The following is a 20,344-nucleotide window of genomic DNA, read 5'->3' on the forward strand; positions in this document are numbered from 1 at the left end:
GCTGCGATCTTTTGATCTTTTCATCACCCATGAAAAAGCCCGCAGCGACGGCGGGCCTTTTCAGCAAGCCAGCGGCACGCCTCAGATAGGGCGGCTACCGTACTTGTTGTCTGGCTTCTTCGGCGGATCGGCGACCACATTGGCCTCCACTTCCTGCACTTTTCCGCCGCGCGACAGGAACTCTTCCATGGCCTTGGCCAGGGCGTCGCGTTCCTTGTTCTTGGCTTCAATGCTCGGCAACTCGTCTACCGACACCGCAGCCTTGGCTTTGCCTTTGGCAGCCGGGGCCGGCGTATCGTCGCCACCATCGTCGTCAGCAACGTCTTCCGCTGCTGCTTCCAGACCTTCCTCGGCCTCGTCTTCGTCGCCTACTTCGAGGTCGTCGTTTTCCAGATCATCGTCGCTCATGTTCTACCTCATGACTTGCGAAAAGCAGATTAGTTATAGACCAGCTTTGGCAACTGTCGAAAGTCGCCGTTAAAAAATCAGTAACCATTGGTGACCAACGGTTTATGCCCCTTCACCGTGCAAGGTGGCGAGGACTTTTCGGGCACCGCCATGATCACGGTGCTCGCCCAGATAAACGCCTTGCCAGGTCCCCAGTGCCAGGCGACCTGCCGAAACCGGCAGACTGATCTGGCAGCCAAGCACGCTGGCCTTGAAGTGCGCCGGGAGGTCGTCCAGGCCTTCGTCGTTATGCTCATAGCCGTCTGTTCCTTGTGGGATCAGACGATTGAAAAATCGTTCGAAGTCGCGACGTACCGCCGGATCGGCGTTCTCGTTGATGGTCAACGACGCCGAGGTATGCTGCAGCCACAAATGCAACAGACCGACCCGACACTCCCTGAGTTCAGGCAGCCCCGCGAGTAACTCGTCCGTTACCAGATGAAAGCCCCGGGGCCGTGCCCGCAGGGTTATCAGAGTCTGTTGCCACATACAGTTCTCCGAACGTTCGGGGCGCATTCTAGCGCGCTCTGGGAAAAAACAAAGGCCCTAATAATCCTGCAATGATGTAAGCCATTGGCCGCAGAAAAACGCTCGTCGTAAACACGACCAAAGCCGTACGAAAAATCCTTTCAGCTGCTCTCTCTGCGACAAATTCCAGACAAAAAAATGCCCGGCGAACCGGGCAAATTTTTTAATGCGCGTACTTACAGGTTGTAGCCGCGTTCGTTGTGTTGTGCCAGATCGAGGCCAACCGACTCTTCTTCCTCGGTCACACGCAGACCCATGACGGCGTCCAGGACCTTGAGAATGATGAAGGTGACGATCGCGGTGTAGATCACCGTGAAGCCCACGCCTTTGACCTGAATCCACACTTGCGCACCGATATCGGTAACGGTGCCGAAGCCACCCAGAGCCGGAGCTGCGAACACACCGGTGAGGATCGCGCCGAGGATACCGCCGATACCGTGCACGCCGAACGCGTCCAGGGAATCGTCATAACCGAGTTTGCGTTTCAGGGTGGTGGCGCAGAAGAAGCACACCACGCCTGCGGCCAGACCGATCACCAGTGCACCCATCGGGCCCACGGTGCCGGCAGCCGGAGTAATCGCGACCAGACCGGCCACCACACCCGATGCGATACCCAGTGCGCTTGGCTTGCCGTGGGTGACCCACTCGGCAAACATCCAGCCCAGTGCCGCAGCAGCGGTAGCAATCTGAGTGACCAGCATCGCCATGCCGGCAGTGCCGTTGGCCGCTGCAGCGGAGCCGGCGTTGAAGCCGAACCAGCCGACCCACAGCATCGCCGCGCCCATCAGGGTGTAACCGAGGTTGTGCGGAGCCATCGGGGTGGTCGGGAAGCCTTTACGCTTGCCCAGCACCAGGCAGGCAATCAGACCGGCGACACCGGCGTTGATGTGCACCACGGTGCCGCCCGCGAAGTCGAGTACGCCCCAGTCCCACATCAGACCGCCGTTGCCGGACCAGACCATGTGCGCGATCGGTGCATAAACCAGGGTGAACCAGATGCCCATGAAGATCAGCATCGCGGAGAACTTCATCCGCTCAGCGAACGCACCGACGATCAGCGCCGGGGTGATGATCGCGAAGGTCATCTGGAAGGTGATGAACACCGCCTCAGGGAACAAAGCCGCTGGGCCGGTCAGGCTCGAAGGCGTGACACCGGCGAGGAACGCCTTGCCCATGCCGCCGAAGAACGAGTTGAAGTTGACGACGCCCTGCTCCATGCCGGTGGTGTCGAACGCAATGCTGTAGCCATAAATGACCCACAGGATGCTGATCAGACCGGTAATGGCGAAGCACTGCATCATCACGGAAAGAATGTTTTTCGAGCGAACCATGCCGCCGTAGAACAGCGCCAGGCCGGGGATGGTCATGAACAGCACGAGTGCCGTCGAGGTGAGCATCCAGGCAGTGTCGCCGGAATTGAGGACTGGGGCCGCCACTTCGTCTGCCGCCATTGCAAGGCTTGGCATTACGATGGACAACAGGGCTCCTAGCCCTGCGAATTTACGCAGAGTCATATTGTTTTCTCCTGGGGCGTTGGGGTTTGTGGCGGCGTTTAAATCGCGTCGGTATCGGTTTCGCCGGTACGGATGCGAATCGCCTGTTCCAGATTGACCACGAAGATCTTGCCGTCACCGATCTTGCCGGTGTTGGCCGCCTTGGTGATCGCCTCGATCACCCGATCCAGATCCTTGTCGTCGATGGCCACGTCGATTTTCACCTTGGGCAGAAAATCGACCACATATTCCGCGCCGCGATACAGCTCGGTGTGACCCTTCTGCCGGCCGAAGCCTTTGACTTCAGTAACGGTAATGCCCTGCACGCCGATTTCGGACAGCGACTCGCGCACGTCGTCCAACTTGAACGGCTTGATGATGGCAGTGACTAGCTTCATGAAACTCTCTCCCGAATTGGTGGACTTGCCCCAGGAAAACAAACCCGACTCAAGTCTAAGCGCAGTGCCTGGCTTTGTAACGCATCGTCGGCCTTACCTGCCCGACTGACGCCAGCTAACCGCTGCTGACGAAACTCCCCGCTCCGTCTGCCGCACTGCATTCGTCACAGCGACTGCATCAGTGCATGGGTCGAAGGTGACTAAGCAGAAACCTTGCCATCTCGCCAAAATCCCCTGATTTCAATCCCTTGGCCGCTGCCGCAAGGCATCCCGTGCAAAACGCCATCCGGATACGCACAACAACGGTGCGTCGCCATCCGTCCGCCTGCGCGAAAAGCGTGCATCCCTGACCACGAGATTGACTATAGACACTGCGTGATACACTGCCGGCCATTGTTTCCAGGACATCCACCATGCTCGCGCCCAAAGACTTCCTCGACGCCCTGAGCGGCACCGCCTCCCGCCTCTTCAGCGGCGACACCCCGCTGCCGAAAGCCGAAATCGAAAGCCAGTTCAAGATGCTGCTGCAGAGTGCCTTCAGCAAACTCGATCTGGTGAGCCGTGAAGAGTTTGATAGTCAGATGGTTGTGTTGGCGCGCACTCGTGCCCGCCTCGAAAGCCTTGAAGCGAAGGTGGCTGAGATGGAAGCGAAGCTGACACCTCCGGCTGAATAATCCACTCCCCCTGTAGGAGCTGCCGAAGGCTGCGATCTTTTGATCTCCAGCCCTTCAACCATCCCGGCAACGTCCTACAACCTGAATGACCGCCGTCCGATTGCGCCGAAAAGCCCAGGTTTCTAAGCTCACCCGATGCTGAATGTTCAGCAGCGGGTTTGGCGACCCGAACAGCTTAAGGCGCACGACAACCATGATGGCGGCTACATTTACCGCCACATCGTTTCATGGCGGTTGTGCGTGGGAGACCTTCGGGTCTGCCGGGTTCCTTTTGCTCCGGTTCGCCAACCCGCGTACAACTGCCACCCAATCGTTTGGCGACGATTGAGGGCAGCCCCTTAAGCAAGAGGAACTGCTCAATGAATCAAGAAGATACTTATCTGACCCCGCACATATTCACCCGCCACAAACTCCCCCTCCACGCCCTCCTCATCCAGAACCAACCCTGGTTCTGCGCCCGAGACCTGAGTCGCCTGCTGCACATCTACCTCAACGAACGCATGCTGCGAAAACTCGACCCCGACCAATACCAAACCCGAAAAACCCTGATCCACAACCAGATCGAAAACACCCTGCTGATCAGCGAGTCCGGCATCTACGCTCTCCTCGTCTACCACTACTGCCCCGAATACCGAGCCCTGCGCGAATGGCTCACCCACCAGGTCATCCCCACCCTGCGCGACGCCCAACACCCCAGCACAAGCGAACGCCCACACCTCAGCTTGCTCAGTTGGCCGGACATGACATTGAGCTTGTTGCATTGGAATAACCAGCCGTGGATACGGTTGCAGGATGTGCCACACATGGTGACGGAGCGAGAACAGGCAAACCGCACGGTTGTGAACTCATGGTGGAGAAAGGCTCTACAATTGATCTGAATTTTTGCGCTGCAACCTCACCAACGGTCATTTCAGTGATACCACTGAAATGACCTGTTTTGTGTCTTCGTTATCTCCACCCCTCCTACTCCGAAATCCTCCACTCACAGAAGTAACGTCCTACAAAACGCGTCCCTCACGTCTGATTTCGCTGCCCCCTCTCTGCTGGCTATCTTCTGCGACCAGATCCAAACAGATGAAAACAATGAGAAGAAAAGGCAAAGCAACGGATCTTCGTAACCAGACATTCAGATCAAACTCGCGAAAGATCGCCTACAAACTCTTTCTAAAGAACATTGCCCCGAGAATCCCAAATATTGATGCAGCAGCGGTCAAGTTTGAGCCAATTACCCCTGCGGCGATAAAGCAATACTTTCTCTGGGAGGGGCCAACAATTTTCCCTTGGGATGACGTTGCAGACTGGAAAAGTAAAGATGCGAAAGGTCTGGATTTGGCGATATGGTACAAACAGATTCTTTGCGGCATGTGCTATGCGACCCCGCGCGCAAGCTCTATCTGCTTAAAGATTATTCTGTTGGAAGGGCATCCGGACAGGGCGCACCCGCTTCGCGGCAGGATCGCGCCGATTGCTCTGCTTGTCGCAGATCACTATGCGCGAGCGCTAGGATGCAAAGAAATCGAAATTCAGGATCCTGATCCGAATGTTGTTTTTTACTACCGGAAACTGGGGTTCGAATTCGACCACTCCAACCGGCTTGTCATTTCTGTGAACGGTCAATAACATCGAAATCAACAACCCAATCGCACGAGGTGCGTATGAGCCCAAAAAAGCGAAAGGCAAAGCTTCTTCAGATTGTTGAACTACATCTCGAAGCACTCCGGTTGGCTGGGGATATGTCAGCCAACCAACGGCGATTTATTGAAGTTGCTGTTACGTGTGGGCCAGAGCTTGAGCCAAGCGGCCCGCTGGCCGGTAGAAGATCCTGAGTCAAAAATAAAAAGGCGTCCATAGGACGCCTTTTTTGTGTTTGGAGGAGTAGTCGCAGCGATTCTTTAGCTCCTGGCTTTGCAACCATGGGTTCAGAATCCGACGAGCTGGCCCGTCGTCACTACTTCAGAGAAACCAGCTTTCTCTGCTGCCAAAAATGCGGGGGAGCTTTTACTGGTGCCCAGTCCCGACGAATGCGCAGTTGCAGTCCTCGAGCGGGAGGATCCGTCAATGCCGAGCGAGAGTCAACGCTCCAATTCAGGCAAGCACTGACAGCCCATCGGGTCTTGATACGTCTTGTAAACCTCTATTTCAGCACTGAAACCCGGCTCAACTACCCTTCAAAAACCCGCAGGAAGCGGCCCCCCGATTCAGCTCAAGGAACGACCATGTCCCTCTCCATCGTCCACAGTCGCGCCCAGATAGGCGTGGAAGCCCCCGCTGTCACCGTCGAAGTCCATCTGGCCAACGGTCTGCCGTCGCTGACCATGGTCGGGCTGCCCGAGGCGGCGGTGAAGGAGAGCAAGGATCGGGTGCGCAGCGCCATCATCAATTCCGGGCTGCAGTTTCCGGCGCGGCGGATCACCTTGAATCTGGCGCCGGCGGATCTGCCCAAGGATGGCGGGCGGTTTGATCTGGCGATTGCCTTGGGGATTCTGTCGGCGAGTGTGCAGGTGCCGTGTCTGACGCTGGATGATGTGGAATGTCTGGGTGAGTTGGCGTTGTCCGGCGCGGTACGAGCGGTGCGTGGGGTGTTGCCGGCCGCACTGGCGGCGCGCAAGGCGGGTCGTGCGTTGGTGGTGCCGCGGGCGAATGCCGAGGAGGCGTGTCTGGCTTCGGGGTTGAAGGTGTTTGCGGTGGATCATTTGCTGGAGGCGGTGGCGCATTTCAATGGGCATACGCCGGTTGAACCCTATGTCTCCGACGGGCTGATGCATGCCAGCAAGCCTTATCCCGACTTGAATGAAGTACAGGGGCAACTGGCGGCGAAACGAGCGTTGCTGATTGCCGCTGCGGGTGCGCACAACCTGTTGTTCAGCGGACCACCGGGGACGGGCAAGACGTTGCTGGCCAGCCGATTACCGGGGCTGTTGCCGCCGCTGGCCGAGAGTGAAGCACTGGAGGTCGCGGCGATTCAGTCAGTCGCCAGTGGCGCGCCGCTGACCCATTGGCCGCAGCGCCCCTTCCGTCAACCGCACCACTCGGCATCCGGGCCGGCTCTGGTCGGCGGCAGTTCGAAACCGCAACCCGGCGAGATTACGCTCGCCCACCATGGCGTGCTGTTTCTCGATGAGTTGCCGGAATTTGATCGCAAGGTGTTGGAGGTTTTACGCGAGCCTTTGGAGTCGGGTCATATCGTGATTTCCCGAGCCAAGGATCGCGTACGTTTTCCGGCACGCTTCCAGTTGGTGGCGGCGATGAATCCCTGCCCCTGTGGATATCTTGGCGAGCCCAGCGGCAAGTGCTCGTGTACACCGGACATGGTCCAGCGCTATCGCAACAAGCTATCGGGGCCGTTGCTCGATCGGATTGATCTGCACCTGACAGTGGCGCGGGAAGCGACGGCGTTGAACCCGCAGGTAAAGCCGGGAGAAGACAGCGCCAGCGCTGCGGCGTTGGTGGCCGAGGCTCGCGAACGACAGCAGAAGCGTCAGGGCTGTGCCAATGCGTTTCTCGATCTGCCGGGATTGAAGCGGCACTGCAAGTTATCCACAGCCGATGAGAAGTGGCTGGAATCAGCCTGTGAACGGCTGACGCTATCGCTACGCTCAGCGCATCGCCTACTCAAAGTCGCCCGGACACTGGCCGACCTTGAGCAAGTCGATGCAATCAAACGCGAACACTTGGCCGAGGCACTGCAATACCGGCCGGCAATTCCTTAATGCTCGGTCAGATCAACCAGCGGCGTCTGCCGCACTTCGGTGTCGCGCCCGGCCTGAATCTCGGTCACACGCTTCAAGGCGTTATCCACAGCGCCTTTGTCCGCAAGCAGGCTGTAGCTGATCTGGAACTGTTTGTGTTCTTTGGGTGCAATGGTCGGCACCAGATTCAGCGGACGCTGATAGCGGCGGTTGTAAGAAAAACTGGTGCCCGGCTCCAGCCCGGTGACATAGCCCTGACCTTGAGTGTCAGTGTTTTTCCACAGGGAAAACACCGGCAACTGCTGGGTATTGAAGCCAACAGAAACACCGAGGCTGCCGACCTTATTGTGCAAAACCGTCAGGGTTTCGCCTTTGGCATCAGCATAGGGCACGACGTTGTAGACGGTTTCGTCGTAGTCCTTGGTCGGCGCGCGATAGGTCTGCCAGTCGGCCAGGTCGCCCTTGGCCTTGTCGTTGAACGGCGACACCTGTTTTACCGGCGCAGCAAATCGTGCGCCTTGCTCGAGGAACGGCGTACTGAAGTTGCTGTGATACAGCGCCTGGTATTCCTTCGGATAATCGCCGTTGTTGGTCAGCGTATCGTTGAGTGCGAAGCGCACGCTGCCGGGCTCGGTGACCAGTTCAGTGACGACCGAGAAGTCGACTTTCTTGAACGCTTGCTCTTTCAGCTCGCCGCGCAAGCTGATGGCGTAGGGCGGCTTTTCGTCGATGTGCAGCGTGACCGTACTGGCCGGGATGTTGGCGGCGCGTCCGTGCAAGGTCAGCAATTCACCATTGTCCATACCGGGATGGCCGACCCACTCGTAACCGCAGCGGGTCACCAGCTCGTTGAAACCTTCCAGCCAGCCCAGCCCACCGCGTCCGTTAAGTTCGATAAAGGCCGGGTTGACCACGTCCTTGACAGGCGAATCCCAACCCATGCGTACATTGCCGACAGAGGCTTGCAAGACATTCATGCCTCGGGTTGGCACCACCGAGAGTTTCATCGTGCCGTTATCGATATCAACAATGCTGACGCCTTCCTGCCGGCCACCGTGCAAGGTACGCAGGCTTACGGAGAAGGGTTTGTCGGTTTTCACGCCGAGTTGCTCACTGGTGATGGTCCAGTTTTGCGCGGGTTTGTTGGCATCGAGAAGAACGTAATCCCAAGCCATGGCGTGGGAAGCAGCAGAGAGTGCGCCGAGAGCGACGGCGAGTTTGAGCGGGGTCATGGCAGCAGCCTTTATTGGAGTTGTGCCATTTTTATAGCGCTGCGGAAACGTTTCAGCAAGTATGAAAGAGAAAGAGCTCGAGTGTTTTACCCAGGATTGGCAGTGAGGCGATCGCGAGCAGGCTCACTCCTACAGGGATCTTCAGTGACCACAAAAATTGCGACCAACCAATATACCTGTTTGCGACCAACCAATATACCTGTAGGCGACCAACCAATATACCTGTAGGAGACCAACCAATATACCTGTAGGAGTGCAATATACCTGTAGGAGTGAGCCTGCTCGCGATAGCGATTTCAGCCACCCATCAACGGAAGCGATCAACCTCGGAACGCAAATCCGCCGCCAGCTTCTCAAGCTCCTTGGCGGTAACAGCCAGGTTCGACACAACCTCACGCTGCTCACTGTTGGCCAGTGCAATGCTCTGCAAATTGCTGCTCAACAACGTCGCGGTGCTGCTCTGCTCCTGAGTCGCCGTGGTAATCGCGGCAAACTGTTGCCCCGCCGAACGGCTCTGCTCGTCAATACGCGCCAGTGCCGACGCGACATTCGCGTTGCGCGACAAGCCTTCCTGCATCAGCACATTACCCTGCTCCATGGTGCTGATCGCGTTGCCGGTTTCCTGCTGGATGCTGTGGATCATGCTGGAAATTTCATCCGTCGCCTGACGGGTGCGCGAGGCCAGGCTGCGCACCTCATCGGCCACCACAGCAAAGCCACGACCCTGCTCACCAGCACGGGCAGCTTCGATTGCTGCGTTAAGTGCCAGAAGGTTGGTCTGCTCCGCGATCGAGGTGATCACACCTACAATGCCGCCAATTTCCTGCGAACGCTGACCGAGGGTGTTGATCACGGTGGCGGTGCTGTTCAGGGCGCCAGCGATTTGCTCCAGCGAGGACGACGCTTCTTCCATCGAGCTGCGGCCAATCTGCGTTTGCTGGGCATTTTCCTGCGCCAGACGCTGGGTCGCGCCCATGTTGTCGGCGATGTTCAACGACGTCGCACTGAACTCTTCCACCGCGCCGGCCATGCTGGTGATTTCGCCAGATTGTTGCTCCATGCCTTCATAGGCACCGCCGGACAAACCGGACAGGGCCTGGGCACGGCTGTTGACCTCTTCCGAAGAGCGGCGGATGTGCTCGACCATGGTCGACAGCGCCTGGCTCATCTGGTTGAACGCGCGGGACAGCTGACCGATTTCGTCGTTGCTCGATACGTTCAGGCGCACGCTCAGATCACCGGCGCCCAAGGCCTCGGCCTGACGCACCAGATCCCCCAGAGGCGCCAGTTTGCTGCGCAGCAGCCAGACCACAGATCCGACCGCCAGCAGCATCGCCAACAGACTGCCAATGGCCAGTTGCGTACCCACGCTCCAGGTCACCGCGCGGATCTCAGCTTTCGGCATGCTCGCCACGACCGACCATGGTCCGCCATCGAACGGCACGGCAATGCTGTAGAAATCTTCCGAGGTGTCGCTCCAGAACTCACCCTTGCCCGGCTTTGCAGCCAAACCTTTGATCACCGGAACGGCTTGATCCAGCGCCTGCACCCCCGCTGGCGCGACCAGCCATTTGTTTTGCTCGTCGAGCAACGCCAGCGAACCGCTCTGGCCAATGCGGAAGCGCTTGAGGTTATCGAACTGGATGTTCTGCGCGTCGGTGTAATCGAAGCCGACGAACAGCACCGCAATCACCTTGCCGCTGCCATCACGCACCGGGGTGTATTGGGTCATGTAGGAGCGATCGAACAGCAAGGCGCGACCGACGTAACCCTGCCCCGCCATCAACTTCGCGTAGGCCGGGTGCGCGTGATCGAGCAAGGTGCCGATGGCACGGGTGCCATCCTGTTTGGTCAGCGAAGTGCTGACGCGGATGAAGTCTTCGCCGCTGCGCACGAACAGGGTGGCGACGCCGGCGGTCATCTGCTTGAACTCGTCGACTTCCTTGAAGTTGTTGTTCAGCACTTCGCTGCCCAGATGCAGACCCGGGGTCTGGGTGCCGGCAACATTCACCGGCTCACTCGGGTGAATGCTCAGACCTGCGCTGAAACGCTTCTCGAACAGCCCGCTCAGGCGCTGGGTGCTTTCACGCAGCGTGCCGTGGAAGGTGCTCAGTTGGTCGGCCAGCAGCCGCGCCTCACTGGCCAGATGCTCTTCACGAGTGGCGAGGTTGGCGGAGTCCAGCGAACGCAAGGCGAACACCGTACTGCCACTGATAACTATCGCCAGTATTACAGCGAGCGCGAGGCCCAGCTGCGAGGCGATCCGAGCGCGAGGTTGAGACATGGACAGCTCCTGGCCGAGCCACGGGATCCTCCTTGATCTCGACTCGGAAATTTTTCTGGTTGTGGGGGTGAATCGTGGATACCGGCACGACGGTTCCACAAGCACGTATTCGGCGGTGGATCCAAATACTTGAGCGGAAAACAAGGTTATGGCACAAGGCCGGCATTGTGGCGGCTCTAACGTTTCAGCTCAAGCGCGCGACCGCCGGCAACTCCATGGCGCGGACTTCGCTTTGCAGAAAGTCGCTGAGACGGCGCAAACGTTCACCTCCCGGGCGGGTCTTTGGCCACACAAGGTAGTAATTCAAGCCGCTGGCGACCGCGGTTGGCCACGGCAGGCTCAGTCTTCCCTGCGCCACATCTTCGGCGACCATTAACAGGTCGCCCATCGACACACCGTACCCGCGCGCCGCCGCGATCATGCCCAATTCGAGGGTATCGAACACTTGCCCACCCTTGAGTGACACCTGATCGGACAGCCCCATGTGTTCCAGCCAACTGCGCCAATCGCGACGGTCCGGTGTCGGGTGAAGTAATTCGGTGCAAGCCAGTCGAGCCAGATCCCACGGCTGATCATTCAGCAGGTTTGGCGCCCCCACCGGAATCAGCTCTTCGGGAAACAATAAACTCGCCTCCCAATCCGGCGGAAAATGCCCGTCACTCAACAGCACCGCGCAGTCGAACGGCTCATCGTTGAAATCAACCGAATCGACGTCCATCCACGCACTGGTCAGTTGCACTTCGTTGCCAGGCTGCAAATGGCGGAAGCGACTCAGGCGCGCGAGCAACCAGCGCATGGTCAGGGTCGAGGGCGCTTTCATGCGCAAAATGTCGTCCTCGGCACGCAAGGTATTGCAGGCCCGCTCCAGCGCACTGAAGCCTTCGCGGATCCCGGGCAGCAGCAACCGCGCCGCTTCGGTCAGTTGCAGATTGCGACCGCTGCGATGAAACAGCCGACAGGCGAAGTGATCTTCGAGGGTCCGAATATGCCGACTTACCGCACTCTGGGTGATCGACAGTTCCTCGGCAGCCCGGGTGAACGAACTATGTCGCGCCGCCGCTTCAAATGCGCGCAGGGCATACAAGGGAGGAAGACGACGAGACATGCAGAAAGCTCCGATAGCGGGATAAAGCCAATCTTAAACCCTTTGCCCAGGATGAGTTTTAATCATGCCACCCATCCTTTTTATCCCTTTGTGCAAAGCCTGCCAAGCGCCGAGAATCGACGCTCTCCTGTTCCCTCTGAAAATCGAGTGGTGATGACCATGCAGCATCCTGTGCGTACCGAACTCTGGGCCATTCTGCGGCTGGCAGGGCCGTTGATTGCTTCACAGTTGGCGCACATGTTGATGGTGCTGACTGACACATTGATGATGGCGCGCCTGAGTCCGGAAGCGCTCGCGGGCGGCGGTCTCGGTGCAGCGACTTACTCGTTCGTGTCGATTTTCTGCATCGGCGTGATTGCGGCAGTCGGCACGCTGGTGGCGATCCGCAAGGGCGCCGGTGACATCATTGGTGCAGCACGGCTGACTCAGGCCGGGTTGTGGCTGGCGTGGCTGATGGCGCTGGGCGCCGGGTTGCTGCTGTGGAACCTGAAACCGGTGTTGCTGCTGTTCGGCCAGACCGAAACCAACGTCAATGCCGCCGGACAATTCCTGATCGCCCTGCCCTTCGCTCTGCCCGGCTACCTGAGCTTCATGGCCCTGCGCGGTTTCACCAGTGCAATCGGCCGGGCGACACCGGTGATGGTTATCAGCCTGGCCGGCACGGTGGCGAATTTCCTGCTCAATTACGCGCTGATCACCGGCATGTTCGGCCTGCCGAAAATGGGCCTGACGGGCATCGGCCTGGTCACGGCGATTGTCGCCAACTGCATGGCGCTGGCGCTGGCCTGGCACATCCGTCGGCATCCAGCGTATGACGCTTATCCGCTGCGCGCGGGTCTGTCGCGGCCGAATCGACAGTACCTGAAAGAGTTGTGGCGCCTTGGCCTGCCAATCGGCGGCACGTATGCGGTGGAAGTTGGATTATTTGCCTTCGCCGCACTGTGCATGGGCACGATGGGCAGCACGCAGTTGGGTGCGCACCAGATTGCTCTGCAAATCGTCTCGGTGGCGTTCATGGTGCCGGCGGGCATGTCGTACGCGATCACCATGCGCGTCGGTCAGCATTACGGTGCCGGGCAATTGAGCGATGCGCGGATGTCCGGACGGGTCGGGATCGTCTTTGGCGCCGTGGTGATGCTGGGTTTCGCCATGGTGTTCTGGTTGCTGCCGAATCAGTTGGTCGGGTTGTTCCTCGATCACAACAATCCGGCGTTTGCCGAAGTGATTCGCTTGGCGGTGAGCCTGCTGGCAGTGGCGGCGTGGTTTGAACTGTTCGACGGCACGCAGACGATTGCCATGGGCTGCATTCGCGGGCTCAAGGATGCGAAGACCACGTTTCTGGTCGGGCTCGGCTGCTATTGGCTGATCGGCGCGCCGGCGGCGTGGTGGATGGCGTTCCACTTGAACTGGGGGCCGACGGGCGTCTGGTGGGGCTTGGCGTTGGGCCTGGCCTGCGCGGCGGTGAGTCTGACGCTGGCGTTTGAATGGAAGATGAAGCGGATGATTCGGCTGGAGCCTGCGTCATCCAGGCCATTCACAATTCCTCAGACTGACTGAGATCCCTTGTAGGAGTGAGCCTGCTCGCGATAGCGGTGTGTCAGATAATGATGAGTTGTCTGACACTCCGCTATCGCGAGCAGGCGAAGCCCTACAGGGGTTATGCGTTTAACTGACGATTTCGAGGGCTGGCTGTTGGCTTGAGCCGTAGGTGAGATATTCAACCAGTTCCGCTAACGGCAACGGCCGGCTGATCAGATACCCCTGCACCTGATCGCAGCCAAAGCCGCGCAGCAATTCCAGTTGCTCCGGAGTTTCCACCCCCTCCGCGACCACTTCCAGATGCAGGTTGTGCGCAAGATTGATCATCGCGTGCACCAGTTTGCGGTTCTCTTCGCGCTGCTCCATGCCACCGACAAAGCTCTTGTCGATCTTCAGCAAAGTGATCGGCAGGCTGTTGAGGTGCACGAACGAGGAAAACCCGGTGCCGAAGTCGTCCAGTGAGAAGCGCACACCGAGGCGGCCAAGGGCGTCCATGGTCTGCTTGACCAGATCGCTGCGGCGCATCACCGCCGTTTCCGTCAGTTCGAATTCCAGCCACTGCGCTTCAACACCGCGCTCAGCGATCAAGCGGCTGAGCGTCGGCAACAACTGACTGTCCTGAAACTGGCGGAACGACAGGTTGATGGCCATGTGCAGCGCCGGCAGACCACGTTCGCGCAACGCCTGCATATCGCGCAGAGCCCGGGAAATCACCCAATAACCCAACGGCACGATCAACCCGCTTTGCTCAGCCAGCGGCACGAATTCGCTCGGCGGCAGCAAACCACGTTCGCCATGGCGCCAGCGCACCAAGGCTTCGAGGCCGACAATCTGGCCATCCTCAAGATTCAGGCGTGGCTGGTAATGCAGCTCCAGCTCATCACGACGCAAGGCCCGGCGCAGTTCGCTTTCCAGATCAGCCATGCTCCGCGCGTTGCGGTTGATGCGTTCGTTGAAGATATGAAAAGTGCAGCCCTGCGTGCTTTTGGCCTGCTGCATGGCGATGTGCGCGTGCCACATCAGCGGATCGGCACCGCCCTGCGCACGGGCATGGGCGATGCCAAGACTGGAGCCGATCAGCAGGCTTTCGCCATCGACCCAATACGGTTCGGCGAGCGCTTCGGTGATGCGTTCGGCCATCCACTCGGCGCGCTGCGGCGCACGGCGGGTGTCTATCAACAGAGCGAATTCGTCGCTGCCCAGGCGTGCCAGTTGATCACCCGCCTCCAGCTGACTTTTCAGCCGTGCGACAACCTGCAGGATCAAGCGATCGCCCGCCTGATGACCCAGCGCGTCGTTGGCGTGGCGGAAGTTGTCGAGATCAAGATGTCCAAGGGCCAGGCCGCGACCGTCGTTTTCCGCGAGGCGCGCGGCGAGCAAGGTCTGGAAACCCTGACGGTTGGCGATACCGGTCAGCGGATCCTGTTCGGCCAGGCGTTGCAGGGTGTTTTCGAGAACGCCGCGTTCGCGCACATGGCGCAGGCAACGGCGCAGCATGCCGGCGTCGAGGGCGTCGAACACCAGCCAGTCGCTGACGCCAACCGGTGCGGTGTCCGGTTCGTGTTCCAGCAGCAATACCGTCGGCAGGCTGCAACGGCCCGGTGCCGGTTGTAATGCCGGAAGGGTCAACAACACCGCATTGCGGTTGTCTTCGAACAGACTGCTGACCGAGTCCCAGCTCGGCGCGCTGATCAGCACCGCCGCGCTCCCCATCGGAGCCAGACACTCACGCAATAACGCTGTCCACGCTGGCTCTTCGGCCAGTAGCAGCAAACGCAAGGGTTCGACAGGCGTAGACAAGCTAGCTCCCTAGACTCTGCAAAGATGTGGGCGGGGCATTATGCCGTTGCGATGTTCAATGACCAAATGACAACGGTTATCAAAACGTTATTTTGTGTCACGAATGAGTACATTAGCCGCAAAATCACCGCGCATCCTCCGCGAAAGTAACAAAACCGGCAAATTTGAATCGCGTGGTACGTCACAAGTCGGAGAGAGCAGCACAATTCTCTGAGCCTGTTAAAATGCCGGCCCATTTCGTCAACGACTCCCGAATTTTCGTATGTCCCGACTCAATCCCCGGCAGCAAGAAGCCGTGAACTACGTCGGCGGCCCTCTATTGGTGCTCGCCGGTGCTGGCTCCGGCAAGACCAGCGTGATCACGCGCAAAATCGCGCACCTGATCCAGAACTGCGGCATCCGCGCCCAGTACATCGTCGCCATGACCTTTACCAACAAGGCCGCGCGCGAGATGAAAGAGCGGGTCGGCACCTTGCTGCGGGCCGGCGAAGGGCGTGGCCTGACCGTCTGCACCTTCCACAACCTCGGTCTCAACATCATCCGCAAGGAACACGCGCGGCTGGGCTATAAACCCGGTTTCTCGATTTTCGACGAGACCGATGTGAAAGCCCTGATGACCGACATCATGCAGAAGGAATACGCGGGCGACGACGGCGTCGACGAGATCAAGAACATGATCGGCGCCTGGAAAAACGACCTGATCCTGCCGCCTCAGGCGCTGGAGAACGCGCGTAATCCCAAGGAACAGACTGCCGCGATCGTCTACACCCACTATCAGCGCACGCTGAAAGCGTTCAACGCGGTGGACTTCGACGACCTGATCCTGTTGCCGGTAAAGCTTTTCGAAGAACACGCCGACATTCTCGAAAAGTGGCAGAACAAGGTGCGCTACCTGCTGGTCGACGAATATCAGGACACCAACGCCAGCCAATACCTGCTGGTAAAAATGCTCATCGGCAAGCGCAACCAGTTCACCGTGGTAGGCGACGACGACCAGTCGATCTATGCCTGGCGCGGCGCGCGGCCGGAAAACCTGATGCTGCTCAAGGACGACTATCCGTCCTTGAAAGTGGTGATGCTCGAGCAGAACTATCGCTCGACGAGTCGCATCCTGCGCTGCGCCAACGTGCTGATCTCGAACAACCCGCACGAATTCGAAAAGCAGCTGTGGAGTGAGATGGGCCACGGCGACGAGATCCGCGTAATCCGCTGCCGCAACGAGGACGCCGAAGCCGAGCGCGTGGCCATGGAAATCCTCAGCCTGCACTTGCGCACCGACCGTCCGTACAGCGACTTCGCGATCCTTTATCGCGGTAACTATCAGGCCAAGCTGATCGAGCTGAAGTTGCAGCACCACCAGGTGCCGTATCGCCTGAGCGGCGGCAACAGCTTCTTCGGCCGTCAGGAAGTGAAAGACCTGATGGCCTACTTCCGCCTGATCGTCAACCCGGATGACGACAACGCCTTCCTGCGCGTGATCAACGTACCGCGCCGGGAAATCGGCTCGACCACTCTGGAAAAACTCGGCAACTACGCCACCGAACGCAAGATCTCGATGTACGCCGCCACCGACGAAATCGGTCTGGGCGAGCATCTGGACAGCCGTTTCACCGATCGCCTGTCGCGCTTCAAGCGCTTCATGGACAAAGTGCGCGAGCAGTGCGCCGGCGAAGACCCGATCTCGGCGCTGCGCAGCATGGTCATGGACATCGACTATGAGAACTGGCTGCGCACCAACAGCTCCAGCGACAAGGCGGCCGATTACCGGATGAGCAACGTCTGGTTCCTGATCGAGGCGTTGAAAAACACCCTCGAAAAGGACGAAGAAGGCGAAATGACCGTCGAGGACGCCATCGGCAAACTGGTCCTGCGCGACATGCTCGAACGTCAGCAGGAAGAGGAAGACGGCGCCGAAGGCGTGCAGATGATGACCCTGCATGCGTCCAAGGGTCTGGAATTCCCCTACGTGTTCATCATGGGCATGGAAGAGGAAATCCTCCCGCACCGTTCCAGCATCGAAGCCGACACCATCGAAGAAGAACGTCGCCTGGCCTACGTGGGCATCACCCGCGCGCGCCAGACCCTGGCCTTCACCTTTGCCGCCAAGCGCAAGCAGTACGGCGAGATCATCGACTGCGCGCCGAGCCGCTTTCTCGATGAGCTGCCGCCGGACGATCTGGCGTGGGAAGGCAACGACGACACACCGACCGAAGTCAAAGTCGTGCGTGGCAACAGCGCATTGGCTGATATACGCGCGATGTTAAAGCGCTAGAATTGACCACTTTTTTTACTAGACCTTCGGCGCACAAAGCGCCACAAGAGGACAGCTTCATGGAAGCATTGCACCAGAAAATCCGCGAACAAGGCATTGTGCTTTCCGACCAGGTCCTGAAGGTCGACGCCTTCCTGAACCACCAGATCGACCCGGCCTTGATGAAGCTGATCGGCGACGAATTCGCCTCGCTGTTCAAGGATTCGGGCATCACCAAGATCGTCACCATCGAAGCCTCAGGGATAGCCCCGGCGATCATGACCGGTCTGAACCTCGGCGTGCCGGTGATCTTCGCCCGCAAGCAACAGTCCCTGACCCTGACGGAAAACCTGCTGTCGGCGACCGTTTACTCGTTCACCAAAAAGACCGAAAGCACCGTGGCCATCTCCCCGCGTCACCTGACCAGCAGCGACCGCGTGCTGATCATCGACGACTTCCTGGCCAACGGTAAGGCGTCGCAAGCGCTGATCTCGATCATCAAACAGGCCGGCGCGACCGTTGCTGGCCTGGGCATCGTCATCGAGAAGTCGTTCCAGGGCGGCCGCGCCGAGCTGGACTCGCAGGGCTACCGCGTTGAATCGCTGGCCCGCGTGAAATCGCTGAAGGATGGCGTCGTCACTTTCATCGAATAAAGCCACACCGCAGCCCCCTGTAGGAGTGAGCCTGCTCGCAATAGCGTAGTGTCAGTCGATATATTCGTCGGCTGAAACACCGCCATCGCGAGCAGGCTCACTCCTACAGTTGTTTTGGGTCCGGCAGTTATTGTGCGGTGGCTTTGAGGCCGGTGAGCAGCAGGCGTTGGAAGAGGTCTTCTTTCAGGCCTTCCGGGTTGGTGAGCTGCATGCGTTCGAGGTGTTCTGGGTATAGCGATGCCTCGGGGGCGTCGAGGGCGGCTTTGCCGAGTTCGAGGATTTCGGTGAGTTTGAATTTGCTCTTCAGCCAGTTCAGCGCACGCAGCAAATCCCGCTCGATCGCGGTGAAATCACAGCCCAGTGGATATTCTGGAAACAGGTTCGGATGCAGCGCGGCGATTGCCTGCAAACGCTGTGGCGTGTTGTCGGCAAAGCGTGGGTCGAGGCGGAAATCCTTTGGCAGCTTGCCGACTTTTTGCGCTTGCTCGATCAAGCCCTGCTGGAAGCGCGAGTCGCTGATGTTCAACAGCGATTCAATGACGACCGCGTCGGATTTACCACGCAGATCGGCAATGCCGTACTCGGTGACAACGATATCGCGCAGATGCCGTGGAATCGTGCAGTGGCCGTATTCCCAGACGATATTCGAACTGACGTCGCCACCGGATTCACGCCAGCTGCGCAGAATCAGAATCGAGCGGGCATCGTGCAGCGCGTGGCCCTGCGCCACGAAGTTGTACTGCCCACCGACACCGCTCAGCACCCGTCCGTCTTCGAGTTGATCCGCCACGCCCGCGCCCAGCAACGTCATGGTGAACACGGTGTTGATGAAGCGCGCATCCAGGCGCTGCAAGCGCTTGAGTTCTTCCTGCCCGTAGAGCTCGTTGATGTAGCTGATGCGGGTCATGTTGAATTCGAGGCGTTTGCTCTGCGGTAACTCGCGCAAGCGCTCGTAGAAACTGCGCGGGCCGAGGAAGAAGCCGCCGTGCACCGAGATGCCGTCAGTCTGCGCCGCCTCGTCGAGGGTGCCGGCGTTGGCCTGTTCCTGAGTCTGCACATCGGGATAGACCTTGCGCCGGATGATCCCGGCATCTGCCAGCACCAGCAGACCGTTGACGAACATTTCGCTGCAGCCGTACAGACCTTTGGCGAATGGCCCGGTACCGCCCTCGCGGTTGATCAACTGCGCCCATTGGCTGAGGTTGATGTCGTCGAGCAACGCCTTGTAACCGGCGTTATCCGCCTGACGTGCAAGCAGCGCAGCAGTCAGCGCATCACCCATTGAGCCGATGCCGATCTGCAACGTACCGCCGTCGCGCACCAGCGTACTGGCGTGCAAACCAATGAAATGGTCCTGAAACCCCACCGGCATGTTCGGCGTGGAAAACAGCGTGCTGCTGTCCTTCGCGTCGATCAGCAGGTCGAAGGTGTCGATATCGACTTCAGCATCGCCGGGCATGTACGGCAGATCGGTGTGCACCTGGCCGACCAGCAGGATCGTCTCCCCAGCTTCGCGACGCTTGGCGATCATCGGCAACAGGTCGAGGGTGATATCGGGGTTGCAGCTCAGGCTCAGACGGTCGGGGTGTTCGCTGCTGCTGGCTAATAACTGCGCTACCAGATTCAGCCCGGCGGCGTTGATGTCGCGAGCGGCGTGGCTGTAGTTGCTGCTGACGTAATCCTGCTGGGCCGGCGCGCTGTTGAGCAGGCTGCCGGGCTGCATGAAGAACTGTTCGATACGGATGTTGGCCGGCAGGCTGTCGCGGTGCAGGTCGGCGAGGAAATCGAATTCCGGGTAATCACCGAAGACGCGCTCGACGAAGGGTTCGATGAAGCGCTTCTGCAATCCATCACCCAACGCCGGGCGGCCGAGGCACAGCGCGGTGTAAATCGTCAGCTGCCGCTCGGGCAGCTCTTTGATTCGCCGGTACAGCGCGTTGACGAAGTGATTGGGTTTGCCCAGGCCTAGCGGCATGCCCATGTGGATGTGCGCCGGCAAGCGCGCCAGCACGTCGTCCACTGCCTGTTCGATCGAACACAACTGCACCATCTGAAGCCTCCTGCCCGTTCCGTGAATAGGGGTAGACCGAGATTGCCTTGAGTTTGCTGCAAAGAACAGCTTCAGAGTGAATGTGCGCTGTTCTTGAAATATTTATCCGACTCGAAATTGTTGCCCTCACCCTAGCCCTCTCCCGGAGGTAGAGGGGACTGATTCGGGGATGCTCGGCATCTACATCGACCTGAAAGAGCT

At 59.1% G+C, this 20,344-nt stretch carries 16 protein-coding genes; 7 read left to right on the plus strand and 9 right to left on the minus strand.

Annotated elements, in window-relative coordinates; all coding sequences use genetic code 11:
• Nucleotides 1-81: 81 nt before the first annotated feature.
• The 4 genes from sutA to glnK form a co-directional block, all read right to left on the minus strand.
• Nucleotides 82-408 carry a transcriptional regulator SutA gene (sutA, locus tag PMI23_RS14720; RefSeq protein WP_007920420.1) on the minus strand — a complete coding sequence of 109 codons (327 nt, stop codon included), beginning with the start codon at nt 406-408 and terminating at the stop codon, nt 82-84.
• Between the two features lie 102 nt (nt 409-510).
• Complete coding sequence (locus tag PMI23_RS14725) at nt 511-936, minus strand: secondary thiamine-phosphate synthase enzyme YjbQ (RefSeq protein ID WP_007920418.1); 426 nt, start codon at nt 934-936, stop codon at nt 511-513.
• A 215-nt stretch (nt 937-1,151) separates the two neighbouring features.
• Entirely contained in the window at nt 1,152-2,489 is a 1,338-nt protein-coding gene (locus PMI23_RS14730) for an ammonium transporter (RefSeq protein WP_007920417.1), read from the minus strand.
• Nucleotides 2,490-2,527: 38 nt separating this feature from the next.
• Nucleotides 2,528-2,866 (minus strand): P-II family nitrogen regulator, encoded by a 339-nt coding sequence (glnK, locus tag PMI23_RS14735; protein WP_002555808.1) that lies wholly within the window; start codon nt 2,864-2,866, stop codon nt 2,528-2,530.
• Nucleotides 2,867-3,279: 413 nt separating this feature from the next.
• Here glnK and PMI23_RS14740 point away from each other — a divergent pair, with 413 nt between their 5' ends.
• The 4 genes from PMI23_RS14740 to PMI23_RS14755 all read left to right on the plus strand — a co-directional run bounded on the left by PMI23_RS14740 (nt 3,280) and on the right by PMI23_RS14755 (nt 7,250).
• Nucleotides 3,280-3,540 carry an accessory factor UbiK family protein gene (locus PMI23_RS14740; RefSeq protein ID WP_007920416.1) on the plus strand — a complete coding sequence of 87 codons (261 nt, stop codon included), beginning with the start codon at nt 3,280-3,282 and terminating at the stop codon, nt 3,538-3,540.
• A 359-nt stretch (nt 3,541-3,899) separates the two neighbouring features.
• Nucleotides 3,900-4,418 carry a BRO-N domain-containing protein gene (locus PMI23_RS14745; protein WP_007920415.1) on the plus strand — a complete coding sequence of 173 codons (519 nt, stop codon included), beginning with the start codon at nt 3,900-3,902 and terminating at the stop codon, nt 4,416-4,418.
• A 196-nt stretch (nt 4,419-4,614) separates the two neighbouring features.
• Entirely contained in the window at nt 4,615-5,160 is a 546-nt protein-coding gene (locus tag PMI23_RS14750; protein ID WP_338010062.1) for an N-acetyltransferase, read from the plus strand.
• Between the two features lie 596 nt (nt 5,161-5,756).
• Nucleotides 5,757-7,250 carry a YifB family Mg chelatase-like AAA ATPase gene (locus PMI23_RS14755; RefSeq protein WP_007920413.1) on the plus strand — a complete coding sequence of 498 codons (1,494 nt, stop codon included), beginning with the start codon at nt 5,757-5,759 and terminating at the stop codon, nt 7,248-7,250.
• Here PMI23_RS14755 and PMI23_RS14760 read toward each other — a convergent pair.
• The 3 genes from PMI23_RS14760 to PMI23_RS14770 form a co-directional block, all read right to left on the minus strand.
• Nucleotides 7,247-8,461 (minus strand): aldose 1-epimerase family protein, encoded by a 1,215-nt coding sequence (locus PMI23_RS14760; RefSeq protein ID WP_007920411.1) that lies wholly within the window; start codon nt 8,459-8,461, stop codon nt 7,247-7,249. The genes PMI23_RS14755 and PMI23_RS14760 overlap by 4 nt on opposite strands.
• Before the next feature lie 307 nt (nt 8,462-8,768).
• Entirely contained in the window at nt 8,769-10,745 is a 1,977-nt protein-coding gene (locus PMI23_RS14765; protein ID WP_007920409.1) for a methyl-accepting chemotaxis protein, read from the minus strand.
• Between the two features lie 184 nt (nt 10,746-10,929).
• Nucleotides 10,930-11,850 carry a LysR substrate-binding domain-containing protein gene (locus PMI23_RS14770; protein WP_007920406.1) on the minus strand — a complete coding sequence of 307 codons (921 nt, stop codon included), beginning with the start codon at nt 11,848-11,850 and terminating at the stop codon, nt 10,930-10,932.
• Between the two features lie 159 nt (nt 11,851-12,009).
• Between PMI23_RS14770 and PMI23_RS14775 the strand changes: the two genes are divergently transcribed.
• Complete coding sequence (locus tag PMI23_RS14775; protein ID WP_042704958.1) at nt 12,010-13,407, plus strand: NorM family multidrug efflux MATE transporter; 1,398 nt, start codon at nt 12,010-12,012, stop codon at nt 13,405-13,407.
• A 108-nt stretch (nt 13,408-13,515) separates the two neighbouring features.
• On the opposite strand, the gene PMI23_RS14780 is transcribed toward PMI23_RS14775, so the two are convergent.
• Entirely contained in the window at nt 13,516-15,189 is a 1,674-nt protein-coding gene (locus PMI23_RS14780) for a putative bifunctional diguanylate cyclase/phosphodiesterase (protein WP_007920401.1), read from the minus strand.
• Nucleotides 15,190-15,451: 262 nt separating this feature from the next.
• Between PMI23_RS14780 and rep the strand changes: the two genes are divergently transcribed.
• Both rep and PMI23_RS14790 read left to right on the plus strand, forming a co-directional pair.
• Nucleotides 15,452-17,461 (plus strand): DNA helicase Rep, encoded by a 2,010-nt coding sequence (gene rep / locus PMI23_RS14785; RefSeq protein ID WP_007920400.1) that lies wholly within the window; start codon nt 15,452-15,454, stop codon nt 17,459-17,461.
• A 59-nt stretch (nt 17,462-17,520) separates the two neighbouring features.
• Entirely contained in the window at nt 17,521-18,093 is a 573-nt protein-coding gene (locus PMI23_RS14790) for a xanthine phosphoribosyltransferase (RefSeq protein WP_007920398.1), read from the plus strand.
• A 127-nt stretch (nt 18,094-18,220) separates the two neighbouring features.
• Here PMI23_RS14790 and PMI23_RS14795 read toward each other — a convergent pair whose 3' ends face one another.
• Nucleotides 18,221-20,143, minus strand: a complete 1,923-nt coding sequence (locus PMI23_RS14795) for an acetyl-CoA hydrolase/transferase C-terminal domain-containing protein (RefSeq protein WP_007920396.1) — start codon at nt 20,141-20,143, stop codon at nt 18,221-18,223.
• Nucleotides 20,144-20,344: the final 201 nt, after the last annotated feature.

Source organism: Pseudomonas sp. GM24, from assembly GCF_000282235.1.
GTDB lineage: Bacteria > Pseudomonadota > Gammaproteobacteria > Pseudomonadales > Pseudomonadaceae > Aquipseudomonas.